The following is a 12,674-nucleotide window of genomic DNA, read 5'->3' on the forward strand; positions in this document are numbered from 1 at the left end:
TAGCGTTATATAAGGTTTCTTATTCTTTATGTAAGGGTTAAGTTACTTTATACTTGAATACTTCTTTGAGTGAACAAATGTATGTCATTTAAGAAAAAATTCGGTAGGACGTATATAATTCCGTTAATTTGTTTACAAATAAAGATATGAAACTAATTTTAGGCTTTTATTTGAAACACTCGGGAGGAGGTGAAAGGCATGAACAAGACAGAATTAATCAATGCAGTTGCTGAAGCAAGTGAACTATCAAAAAAGGACGCTACTAAAGCAGTTGACGCTGTTTTCGATACAATCTTGAATGCTTTAAAAGATGGTGATAAGGTTCAACTTATCGGTTTTGGTAACTTCGAGGTACGTGAACGTGCGGCTCGTAAAGGTCGTAACCCACAAACTGGTGAAGAAATTGAAATCGCAGCAAGCAAAGTTCCTGCTTTTAAACCAGGTAAAGCACTTAAAGACGCAGTGAAATAATTACATATAATAGTATTTCACTAAAACCGCGAAATTATCGCGGTTTTTTTTTATGAGTTTTTTTATAAAATAATGATGATTGAAATGAAAGGAGAAAAAGGAATAAGAGAGAATCTTTCCAAAGTAGCTATTGTACCCCTTTACTTTCTCTTGTGATATAATAAATAAAATATGTGATTGAAATGGAAAAGTTCTGTTTAGTGCTGTTTTCTAAAAGATTGGTGTGTTTCCAATAGAAAAAACCAATAAATTCAATAACTAATAAATCTGAATACACGTAGACTCCTATGGTAGCGGCTCGGCACTCGACCAATGGAAAGCGAAGTGTATTTAGGCTGCGGGTCATAGCAACAACTTTACATATAATAAAGAATAATATTTCGACAGTTTTTAGAGATTGGCATGAATAGATAATAGCGAAAGAGGAATAAATGGGGAACAAGGGTGATATTATGGCTATACAAGAATTAATAGAGAGTGTAAAAATCAAAGTAGTTGAAAAAACCTCCAATCATTATTTACAAAAACATATACCAAATCCAATTTTGGATGAACATAAGCTTTTACTAACAATAACAGTCTTATTACAGGCAAATGTAAAAAAACAGGATATTATTACCTATGCAACAACAATTACACTTATTCAGATTGCCCTTGATACCCATGAGCTCGTTACAAATGATAAGATGCATAAGGGAAATGAACGAAGTAGACAATTAACGGTATTAGCAGGGGATTTATACAGTGGGCAATACTATAAAATATTAGCTGAAATAGAAGACTTTAAAATGCTTAAGTTTTTAGCAGAAGGCATTAAAGTGATTAATGAGAATAAAATATTCTTCTACCATCATAGCGCAAAGGGAATAGAGCAATTAATAAAAAGTCTAAAAGATATTGAAGGAGCATTAATCCAAAAGCTAGTCGACTACTATCAAATGGATGGATGGAAAGCTTTTGTGGAAGAATTTTTGTTTCTTCATCGAATTTGCAAAGAAAAAGAGTTGTTTGATCAAACGAATAGTTCAATGGTAGTAGATGCTTTTTTTAAGTATGAGAATAAAAATAAATTAAATTCAATAACTAAAAATAATAAAGATGCAATGATGGATAAATATATAAAAGAGGCAAGTTTACGTGTAGAAGAGTTGTTAAATAGTCTTCCAGCATTGCAAGAAGAATTTAGAGAAACCGCCTATCGATTTTTGAATAAACTAAGCAAACAACAATTGTACGTAGAGGAAGGGTAAATAATAATGCAAGAGCAGCAGTCTAAAGAAGAAAAGGTACATAATGTATTTGAAAAGATTTATGGGAATTATGATAGAATGAATTCGTTAATTAGCTTTCAGCAGCATAAATTATGGCGAAAAGACACGATGAAGCGAATGAATGTGCCTAAAGGTTCAGCATGTTTGGATGTATGCTGCGGAACAGCTGATTGGACAATTAGCCTAGCAGAGCAAGTTGGCCCTAACGGGGAAGTGATTGGTCTTGATTTCAGTGAAAATATGCTAAGCATAGGAAAGCAAAAAACAGCTGAGTATAAAAATATACAGCTAATTCACGGCAACGCCATGGAGTTACCCTTTGCAGACAATCATTTTGATTTTGTAACAATCGGCTTTGGTTTGCGTAATGTTCCAGACTACTTAACTGTTTTAAAAGAAATGAGAAGAGTAGTAAAGCCTGGAGGGATGGTTGTTTGTTTAGAAACATCGCAACCAACAATGCCAATTTTTAGACAAGGCTACTATATGTATTTTAGATATATTATGCCGATTTTTGGTAAACTTTTTGCTAAAAGCTATAAGGAATATTCATGGCTACAGGAATCAGCGCGAGATTTCCCAGGTATGAAAGAACTAGCTATGATGTTTGAAGAAGCAGGATTAAAGAGAGTAGGATATAAAGCTTATTTTGGCGGTGTTGCTGCAGTTCATTTTGGTTATAAGTAATAATCTCAATAGTGATGAAAGTCCTGTAAGGGAGAAAAGCTTTTTAGCTGTTTAAAAATTTTATTTAGATATGGGAATAGCTGGAGTAGTCTAAATAGAAGTGGAGAAAATGTTTAACAAGGTTCGCCGCTGTTTTAGCAAAAATGGAAAGTATATTAAAGGCTACTATAAGAAAAAAGAACTAGAAATAATGTCAAGGAAATACATAATTATTTTAAAATATGGATACAAGTTGGGTGAGTAGTTGGTGAAATTAAAAATGATGTACTCATTTTTGAATTCGGATATTGAAAAAATTGAGAGAGAATTAGAAGAAACCGTACAGGCAAACTCTATTATATTACGTGAGTCTTCCTTGCATTTACTACAAGCAGGTGGAAAAAGAATACGTCCGATATTTGTATTGCTTGCAGGGCAATTTGGAAATTATGATATCCATAAAATAAAAAAAGCAGCAGTTTCGTTGGAATTAATTCATATGGCATCATTAGTTCATGATGATGTAATAGATGATTCTGATTTAAGAAGAGGTCAGCCTACTATTAAAGCAAAATGGGATAATAAAGTAGCGATGTATACAGGGGATTACATTTTTGCTCGGTCAATGGAAATTATGAGTGATATTAATAAGCCTGATGCCCACAGAGTACTTGCTAATACAATTGTGGAAGTCTGTATCGGCGAAATTCAGCAAATAAAAGACAAATATCGATTTGATCAAAATATTAGAGATTATTTTCGGAGAATAAAAAGAAAAACGGCTTTATTAATTTCAGCAAGTTCTTTAGTAGGTGCGATTGTTTCGGATGTTGAAGAAGAATTCCAGCAAAAGTTGCATCAATTCGGGTACTATGTTGGTATGTCTTATCAAATCATAGATGATGTACTAGATTTTGTTGGGACAGAAAAAGAATTAGGAAAGCCAGCAGGCGGGGATTTACTTCAAGGAAATATTACATTGCCTGTTTTATTTGCAATGGAAAATGAAGAGGTTCGCAAAAAAATAATCACTGTCCATGAAGCAATGTCAAAACAGGAATTAACAGAGGTTATTACAAGCATTAAAAATACAGATGCAATCGATCGTTCTCTTCAAGTAAGTGACCTGTATTTAAATAAGGCCCTCTTAACTATTCGTGATTTGCCGAATGGAAAAGCCAAATCGGCACTAGCTAATATAGCAAAATATTTGGGTAAACGTAAATTTTAGCAATTGTAACAGTACCTATTACATATGAAAGCGTTTAAAGATTCTTTTGCAAAATTCGAATTTTTGTGTTAAGTTCTTTTCATGAATAACCATTTTTGCTAGTCTAATACATATGGTAGGAGTGAGCTTATGGAAAGAACATTTCTAATGGTAAAGCCAGATGGTGTACAAAGAAATTTAATGGGGAAAATAATAGCCCGGTTTGAAGAAAAAGGTTTCCAACTCGTTGGAGCAAAGCTTATGCATATTTCGGAAGATTTAGCAGAACAGCATTATGCAGAACATAAAGGTAAGCCGTTTTTTACACAATTAGTAGATTTTATCACTTCTGGTCCTGTATTTGCAATGGTTTGGCAAGGAGAGGAAGTTATCGCAAAATCGAGAATAATGATGGGGAAAACAGACCCTCTAGAAGCTTTGCCAGGTACCATTCGTGGCGATTTTGGAGTAGTAAAACATAAAAATATAATTCATGGATCTGATGGAAAAGAAAGTGCGCAAAGAGAAATATCCCTATTTTTCGATGAGGAAGAATTAGTAGAGTATCATAAATTATTAGATAATTGGGTTTACTAACTTTTGGTTATAATAGCTGTCCTGTTCATCAGGACAGCTATTTATATGTGGATAAACGATATTATCAGGTAGCGTTCCCCGTGTTTCCTTTATCTCAGTCAGAGCCCTCCAGTTTGTACGACGATAAACAGGCGCCTCCACATTTCGATTAATTATATGAATTATCGGAATAAAATTTGGCCCTTTTTGAGGAAAATCGTATATACTAAAAAAGAAGTTGATTTTATGATGGTTGTGAGGAAATTACATGGAGAAGGATTTTCAAGATTTTATTAAGAATTTCTATAGATTATCAGGAATAGATTTGTCTTTATATAAAGAGGCACAAATGAAAAGAAGGTTGACATCTCTTTATGAAAAAAGGGGTTTTACTTCTTTTGCAGATTATTTTAAAGCAATACATACGAATAAGAATTTATTGGACGAGTTATTAGATCGGATGACAATTAATGTTTCTGAATTTTATCGTAATTATAAACGGTGGGAGGTTTTAGAGAAAAATATATTGCCCGATCTCCTTAAAGCTAAAGCGCAGATGAAGGTATGGAGTGCTGCTTGCTCGACAGGGGAAGAGCCATATACATTATCAATGCTTCTTTCCAATGAAATGAAGGCAAAGGATTTTCAAATCCTTGCAACAGATATTGATGTTAATGCATTGGAACGTGCGAAAAATGGTGTGTATTTAGAGAGAGCATTAAATGAAGTGCCAGTGGCGCAAAAGAATAAGTATTTTGAACAGCAAGGCTCGATGTATAAAATAATGGACGAAGTGAAAAAAAACGTCACATTTAAAAAACAGAATTTATTGGCGGATTCATTTGGTGGCCCATTCGATTTAATCGTTTGTCGAAATGTTTTAATATACTTTACAGAGGATGCAAAAGATTTGCTTTATCACAAATTCGCTCAAGCCTTAAGACCTGGTGGGATTTTCTTTGTCGGTAGTACAGAACAAATTTTTACCCCCGCAAAGTATGGCTTAGAAACAGCAGATACTTTCTTCTATCGTAAAATATAAGCAATGGCAAAACAACCACAAGAATATCCCGTTGTTTTGCCATTGTTTAAATAATTACTGTATGGTCATCCTTTGAATTTACAAGAGATTTAGATGATTTTGCAAAGATTTTTAGGTTTTTCTCTATTCATAACTGGATAGGTATGTTATATTGAAACATAATTACTTTAAAGCGTTGAAGGGAGAAAGGATTTATATATGAGATACTTAACATCTGGGGAATCGCATGGTCCCAAACTAATTACTATTATAGAGGGTCTTCCTGCTGGAATGCCTTTATTAGCGGAAGATATAAATGAAGAATTAGCTAGAAGACAAAAAGGCCATGGTCGAGGAAGAAGAATGCAAATAGAAACAGATACCGTGGAAATCGGTGGTGGAATTAGACATGGTTATACGTTAGGTTCACCTGTTTCTTTAATTGTAGAAAATAATGATTGGAAACATTGGACTAAAATTATGGGTCAACAGCCAATCGATGAAGCAGAAGCAAATGAAATTAAGCGGAAAATTAGCCGTCCAAGACCAGGCCATGCTGATTTAAACGGTGCTATTAAATATGGTCATCGAGATATGAGAAACGTATTAGAGCGTTCGTCCGCACGTGAAACGACCGTTCGGGTGGCAGCTGGTGCAGTTGCGAAAAAGCTGCTCTCTTTATTGGGGATTAAAATTGCTTCCCATGTTGTGGAAATAGGCGGAGTGAAATCCAATGTTACGAATTATGCATCAATCGAGAAGCTTAGGGAAATAACAGAGAATTCCCCTGTCCGTTGTTTAGATGAACAAGCAGGCGCTGAAATGATGAAGGCGATTGATGATGCGAAAGCAAGTGGTGATTCTATTGGAGGCGTAGTAGAAGTAGTTGTGGAAGGTATGCCAATTGGCGTCGGCAGCTATGTTCATTACGATAGAAAGTTAGATGCGAAGCTTGCTAGTGCCATAATGAGTATTAATGCATTTAAGGGTGTCGAGATTGGTATTGGTTTTGAAGCGGCGAGAAAGCCAGGAAGTGAAGTCCATGATGAGATTATCTGGGATAAAGAAACAGGATATTCTAGAAGAACGAATCGTTTAGGTGGTTTAGAAGGTGGAATGACAAATGGCATGCCAATTGTTGTTAGAGGGGTTATGAAGCCGATTCCGACACTTTATAAACCATTAAAGAGTGTTGATATTGATACGAAAGAAGAGTTTACAGCAAGTATTGAACGCAGTGATAGTTGTGCAGTGCCAGCAGCTTCAGTTGTTGCAGAGCATGCTATTGCATGGGAGCTTGCTTCAGCTATCGTTGATCAATTTTATTCTGATCGTTTCGAAGGACTTGTTGCTAATATTAGAGAGCATAACAAACATGCGAGGGAATTCTAATGCCCACTGTTTCAATTCAAACTTCGTCGAAACAATATGATGTGTGGATTGGGGAACATGTCATTAAACAACTACATTCGTTTATTCAAAGCAAATTTGAAGACGTAACGAAAATATTGATTATTACAGATGAATCCGTAAAGAAGCTACATTTAGCAACAGTAGAAAAAGAACTTTCCACTCTCCCTGTTATAACATATACAGTACCTGCAGGGGAAAAGGCAAAATCATTCGATGTTTTTTATGCTTGCCTCACCTATATGCTAGAACAACATTTAGATAGAAAATCACTAGTTTTGGCATTAGGTGGTGGAGCAGTTGGGGATTTAGCTGGCTATGTAGCTGCATCCTTCATGAGAGGTATTCCCTTTATTCAAATACCTACAACTGTTTTAGCTCATGATAGTGCTGTTGGTGGAAAAGTTGCGATAAATCATCCTCTTGGAAAAAATATGATTGGTGTTTTTAATCAGCCAGAAGCGGTTTTTTATGATACAACTTTTTTGTCTACTCTGCCAATTCAGGAGCTACGTTCAGGGTTTGGTGAAGTGATCAAGCATGCATTAATAAGTGATTCACAGTTTTATCAAGATTTGACTACTAATATAAATAACTTATCAAAAGTAGACATAGCTTATTGGTCTGAAATACTAGAAAAGGGAATTCTAGTTAAACGATCTATTGTAGAGAAAGATGAAAGAGAATCAAATATACGAGCTTTTTTGAATTTTGGTCATACGCTTGGGCATGCAATTGAAGCGGAGATGGGGTATGGTAAATTTACGCATGGGGAAGCTGTTGTTATCGGAATGATTTTTGCATTAAGGTTAAGCAAGAAGAAATATGATATAGCCTTTTCAATGGAGGAATACATAAAGTGGCTCCAATTACTTGGTTATACCTGTGATATTCCAGTGGATTTAGAAATAAACAATTTAATTAATCGAATGAAGCAAGATAAGAAATCGATTAATAGAACAATCCGTTTTGTCTTACTAAAAGAAATAGGTAAACCTGTTTTAGTAGAAATAGGTGAAGCGGAAATTAGAGAAGAATTAGCTATATTTAAAGGTGGGAAGTAGATGATTAGAGGAGTTAGGGGAGCTATTACGGTTGAAAATAATGTAGAGGCAGAGATATTATCAGCTACAGAAAGCCTTTTTAATGAAATGATAAACTCCAATCAAATTAAAGCGAGCGATGTTGCCTCTGTATTTTTATCAGTAACGGATGACATTAATGCAGCTTTTCCTGCAAAAGTGATTCGTATGCAAGAAGACTGGATATTTGTTCCGGTAATGTGTATGAAGGAAATAGCAGTTCCCAATTCATTAGAGAAGTGTATTCGTATTATGATGCATTGGAATACAGAACTTTGTCAGGATGAGATTCAACATATTTATTTAGAAAAGGCAATTCAATTAAGACCAGATTTAACAAAACAATAAGTAACTTTTGGGGTGAAAGAAAATGAAGTGGAAACAGCAGCTTTTAAGTTTAAAAGCTTATCAACCAGGTAGAACGATTGAAGAAGTAAAAAAACAATTTAATTTAGACCGAATTGTAAAACTTGCCTCCAACGAAAACCCTTTTGGAAGCTCTCCGAAAGTTTTAGAGGCATTGAAAAAAGTAGATGGCTCGTATGCTTTATATCCAGATGGATATGCTACAAACTTACGCTATGCGCTTGCTGATTTTCTAAAAGTAACACCAGAAGAGTTAGTGCTTGGTAATGGATCGGATGAAATTATATTAATGATTTCAAGAGCTCTACTTAGACCGGGATTAAATACTGTAATGGCTAGTCATACATTTGGTCAATATAAGCATAATGCAATTGTGGATGGTGCAGAGGTTAGAGAAGTGCCCCTAACAGAAAAAGCAGAGCATGATTTACCTGCGATGCTTGCTGAAATAGATGAAAATACTAGTGTAGTGTGGTTATGTAGTCCTAATAATCCAACTGGTACATATATTCCAGAAAATGAATTAGTTTCTTTCTTAGAAAAGGTACCAGAAGATGTCTTAGTGGTATTAGATGAAGCGTATTTCGAATATGTAGTTGCGGATGATTATTATGATTCTATTTCTCTGACAAGAAAATTCAGCAATCTTATTGTGCTACGAACATTTTCAAAAATATATGGTCTTGCAAGCTTCCGTGTTGGATATGGAGTAGCAAATGCCACTCTATTAAACACTTTAGATCCAATTAGAGAACCTTTTAACGTTAATACATTAGGGCAAATTGCGACTGAAGAAGCATTAAAGGATCAGGAGTTTGTAGAAACTTGTAGACGGAAAAACAGAGAAGGATTAGAGCAATTATACCGTTTTTGTGAAGAAAATAATTTAACATACTTTCCATCCCAAACGAATTTTCTCTTAGTTGATTTTAAAATCGATGGAAATGAAGTGTTCCAATATTTAATGAGTAAAGGATATATAGTTCGTTCGGGTGTTCCTTTGAATTTCCCTACCTCAGTTCGTATAACAATTGGTTCGAAAGAAGAGAACGAAGGATTGATTCAAGTCATGACGGAGTTTCTTGCTGAACAGAAAGTCGCGAAATAATGATGGGAAAAGAAGGCGGTGATAGGATGAATGGTCGCGTCTTCATAATAGGTTTAGGACTTATAGGTGGATCGTTGGCTTTATGTATAAAAAAAGAACATCCAGAAAGTACTATTTTTGGATATGATATTTCCCGAGATAATTTAAAATTAGCCAAAATGCTAGGGGTTATTGATGAAATAGCATCAACGATTGAGGCAGGAGCACAAACTGCTGATCTCATTATTATTTCAACACCTGTAAAAGAAACAGAAAAAATCATCGATTTGCTTTCGACATTAGCGTTAGAACAACATGTACTAATTACAGATGTCGGAAGCACAAAATCTGTTGTTACAAATAAATCGCAAGTGTTATTGGACAAAGGTATTACTTTTATTGGGGGCCATCCGATGGCTGGATCCCATAAAAGTGGTGTCTCTGCTTCCAAAGTTATTCTATTTGAAAATGCCTTTTATTTACTAACTCCTCACGAAAGTATTAAGGAACAAGTGGTTCAAGAGTTACTTAAATGGCTCCAAGGAACAAATGCAAAGTTTCTAATTATTTCTCCAGAGGAGCATGATTTATTGGCAGGTGCCATTAGCCATATGCCACATATAGTTGCAGCATCGTTAGTGCACCAGGCAGATCACATTAGTGAAAGACACGAGCTTGTTACAAGGTTAGCAGCAGGTGGATTCCGAGATATTACTAGGATTGCATCAAGCAGTCCTTCCATGTGGCGGGACATCTTAATACATAATAAAAACGTATTAATTCAGTTAATGAATGACTGGAAACAAGAAATGGATAAAGTGCTTTCACTGATTAAACATGAACGAGCAGATGAGTTATATGACTATTTTTCACGAGCAAAAAAAGTAAGGGACGGTTTGCCTCAAGACCAAAAAGGTGCCATACCAGCTTTTTATGATTTATTTGTGGATGTGCCTGACTATCCAGGGGTAATTTCCGAAATTACTGGCTATTTAGCAAAAGAAAATATAAGTATAACAAATATTCGAATAATGGAAACGCGGGAAGAGATTTTTGGAATACTAGCAATCAGCTTTCAAACAGAGGCAGATAGAATAAGAGCACAGAAATGCATCGCTTCTTATTCTAATTATGATACTACGATTGGATAGAACGAAGGTGAATGTATTGGAGTTATTAACATTAAGAAGTAATAGGAATGGGTTAAAAGGTGAAATTGAAGTTCCGGGTGATAAATCGATTTCTCATCGTTCGATCATGTTTGGATCCATTGCAAATGGAATGACAACAGTAACAAATTTTCTATTAGGAGAGGATTGTTTAAGTACAATCTCTTGTTTTCGAAAATTAGGGGTATTAATAGAACAAGATACCCAAAAGGTCGTTATCTATGGAAAAGGAATGAGTGAATTACAAGAACCAAAAGATATTTTGGATGTTGGGAATTCGGGTACAACGATTCGCTTATTAACGGGAATATTAGCAGGATTACATTTTCACAGTACGTTAATTGGCGATTCTTCAATAGGCAAACGACCAATGACAAGAGTGGTTACTCCTTTAAGGGAAATGGGTGCGAAAATTGACGGCAGAGAAGAAGGAAAGTATACTCCTTTATCCGTACGTGGTGGAAATCTACAAAGTATTACCTATCGATTGCCTGTAGCAAGTGCACAAGTAAAATCTGCAATATTATTTGCCGGCCTTAATGCAGATGGAATCACAACGGTGATTGAGCCAGTACCTACTAGGGATCACACCGAGAGAATGATTCAACGATTTGGCGGGAAAATTAGTAGACACGAAAATGAAATTCAAGTAGAAGGTGGCCAGAAACTTCTTGGTACAGAAATTCATGTTCCAGGAGATATATCATCTGCAGCATTTTTCCTTGTAGCTGGTTGTATTGTCTCTAACAGTAGCATTACTTTAAAAAATGTGGGACTTAATCCTACAAGAACAGGAATAATAGACGTTTTGCAAAGCATGGGAGCAAGCATCGATATTCAAATAGATGCTGCTGATGCTTTTGAACCGACTGGAACAATAAATGTGATGTCAAGTAAGCTTAAGGGAACAGTTATCGAAGGGGAGATTATCCCGAAATTAATTGATGAAATCCCAATCATTGCATTGTTAGCAACACAGGCAGAGGGAGTTACGGTTATAAAAGATGCCCATGAATTGAAGGTTAAGGAAACTAATAGAATTGATACTGTAGTAATGGAGCTAAAGAAATTAGGTGCGGATATTCAAGCAACTGATGATGGAATGATTATCACAGGTGGGACGAAGCTGACTGGAGCAAAAGTAAATTCTCATGGAGATCATCGCATCGGAATGATGCTTGCAATTGCTTCACAGATTTGTGAAGGAGAAATGATTCTCGAAAACGTGAATGCTATTGCGGTGTCGTATCCAGCTTTCTTCGAACATCTTCATATATTGTCTAACTAATAATTGGTCGTCGATGAACACGCTAAGTTTGTCGACGATTTTTTTTGGAACAGAAAATTATTAAAAATGTGGATAAATGGAATATTTGCTATTGTTTAATCATAGCCTGTCTTAAAAGAATAGGTGGTGATTTAGGATGCGATATATCATCGAAAATATACATTTATTAAAAAGGCAAAGATTGAAGAAGACATCTATCCTAATTGAGGATAATCGAATTGAATTACTTAAAGATAAATTCCACTCTTATCAATATATGCGAATGGATGGCTCTCCATATATAATGACACCCACTACAGTTATGCTTGATAACCAAGTGAAGCAAATGAACTCTAGTACACAACAAAAAAAGTATATAGAAGAGAACTTGATCAAAAAGGGATGTACAACCTTTCTCTTTTATATAGAAGTAAAGAGAGAAAGAGAATTGGCTTTGCAATTTAAAAAAATAAACAGTCAATTACTAAATTGTGCAATAGATTATGTTGCAGCCGTAAAGATTCCTTTATCATTATTATCGCCTAGTTTTGTACGAATGTGTAAAAGAGAAAAAGTACCAGTTTTATTTATTGAGATTGAAGATATTAAAGCCTTATATCAAATTCCATGGGGATGGATAAAAGAGGCTTTATTTCCATATAATGCACCACTCGTACCGATATTTTTAGCAAAAGATGAACAAGAAAAGAAAATGGCACAAAATATATGGTCAAGTTTAATGAGAGATGTTAAAATACCATCTATTCCTCATGAAATAAAAGAAGGAATGCCAGTCGACTATTCTGATTTAGCCAAAATAGGGATTTATCCATTTAAAGGAAATGTGTACCAAGGTGGCGAAGTAACGTATAATTTAGTTGCTTACGATGAATCAATCATAAATATTGAAGAAAACGATTTGTTTCTTTATCATTATGATAGAATACAAATGACTATACACAAAGGAAAATGTATTCGAGCAGGGGCAAAGGTGTATTATCGTCCAGGCTATGGTGAATTACTTGAAGTAAAAGTACCTTCCTTCCTAACAATATAGAAGGAGATTAGAGAGGATTAT

At 35.0% G+C, this 12,674-nt stretch carries 13 protein-coding genes; all 13 read left to right on the top strand.

Features of this window, described 5'->3' with window-relative positions; genetic code table 11:
- Positions 1–198 precede the first annotated feature (198 nt).
- Complete coding sequence (locus ADJ83_RS11755) at positions 199–471, top strand: HU family DNA-binding protein (protein ID WP_016203034.1); 273 nt, start codon at positions 199–201, stop codon at positions 469–471.
- A 431-nt stretch (positions 472–902) separates the two neighbouring features.
- Positions 903–1,721, top strand: a complete 819-nt coding sequence (locus tag ADJ83_RS11760) for a heptaprenyl diphosphate synthase component 1 (RefSeq protein WP_048717802.1) — start codon at positions 903–905, stop codon at positions 1,719–1,721.
- Between the two features lie 6 nt (positions 1,722–1,727).
- A complete protein-coding gene (locus ADJ83_RS11765) occupies positions 1,728–2,429 on the top strand; it encodes a demethylmenaquinone methyltransferase (protein ID WP_031538301.1) in 702 nt (233 codons plus the stop codon).
- A gap of 247 nt (positions 2,430–2,676) precedes the next feature.
- Positions 2,677–3,639, top strand: a complete 963-nt coding sequence (gene hepT / locus ADJ83_RS11770; RefSeq protein WP_031538302.1) for a heptaprenyl diphosphate synthase component II — start codon at positions 2,677–2,679, stop codon at positions 3,637–3,639.
- A 129-nt stretch (positions 3,640–3,768) separates the two neighbouring features.
- Positions 3,769–4,215 carry a nucleoside-diphosphate kinase gene (gene ndk / locus ADJ83_RS11775; RefSeq protein ID WP_031538303.1) on the top strand — a complete coding sequence of 149 codons (447 nt, stop codon included), beginning with the start codon at positions 3,769–3,771 and terminating at the stop codon, positions 4,213–4,215.
- 247 nt (positions 4,216–4,462) lie between these two features.
- Positions 4,463–5,236: a CheR family methyltransferase gene (locus tag ADJ83_RS11780; protein WP_031538304.1), complete on the top strand. Its 774-nt coding sequence runs from the start codon at positions 4,463–4,465 to the stop codon at positions 5,234–5,236.
- A 198-nt stretch (positions 5,237–5,434) separates the two neighbouring features.
- Positions 5,435–6,607 (top strand): chorismate synthase, encoded by a 1,173-nt coding sequence (gene aroC, locus ADJ83_RS11785; RefSeq protein WP_031538305.1) that lies wholly within the window; start codon positions 5,435–5,437, stop codon positions 6,605–6,607.
- On the top strand, positions 6,607–7,689 hold the full coding sequence (gene aroB / locus ADJ83_RS11790) for a 3-dehydroquinate synthase (RefSeq protein ID WP_031538306.1): 1,083 nt from the start codon (positions 6,607–6,609) through the stop codon (positions 7,687–7,689). The genes aroC and aroB overlap by 1 nt, the downstream gene beginning before the upstream one ends.
- Positions 7,690–8,055: a chorismate mutase gene (aroH, locus tag ADJ83_RS11795; RefSeq protein WP_031538307.1), complete on the top strand. Its 366-nt coding sequence runs from the start codon at positions 7,690–7,692 to the stop codon at positions 8,053–8,055.
- 22 nt (positions 8,056–8,077) lie between these two features.
- On the top strand, positions 8,078–9,181 hold the full coding sequence (gene hisC, locus ADJ83_RS11800) for a histidinol-phosphate transaminase (RefSeq protein ID WP_031538308.1): 1,104 nt from the start codon (positions 8,078–8,080) through the stop codon (positions 9,179–9,181).
- A gap of 26 nt (positions 9,182–9,207) precedes the next feature.
- Positions 9,208–10,311 (top strand): prephenate dehydrogenase, encoded by a 1,104-nt coding sequence (locus ADJ83_RS11805; protein ID WP_031538309.1) that lies wholly within the window; start codon positions 9,208–9,210, stop codon positions 10,309–10,311.
- A gap of 16 nt (positions 10,312–10,327) precedes the next feature.
- Positions 10,328–11,617: a 3-phosphoshikimate 1-carboxyvinyltransferase gene (aroA, locus tag ADJ83_RS11810; protein ID WP_031538310.1), complete on the top strand. Its 1,290-nt coding sequence runs from the start codon at positions 10,328–10,330 to the stop codon at positions 11,615–11,617.
- 136 nt (positions 11,618–11,753) lie between these two features.
- Positions 11,754–12,653 (top strand): hypothetical protein, encoded by a 900-nt coding sequence (locus ADJ83_RS11815; RefSeq protein WP_031538311.1) that lies wholly within the window; start codon positions 11,754–11,756, stop codon positions 12,651–12,653.
- Positions 12,654–12,674 lie beyond the last annotated feature (21 nt).

The organism is Bacillus sp. 522_BSPC (assembly GCF_001076885.1).
Classification (GTDB): domain Bacteria; phylum Bacillota; class Bacilli; order Bacillales; family Cytobacillaceae; genus Niallia; species Niallia hominis.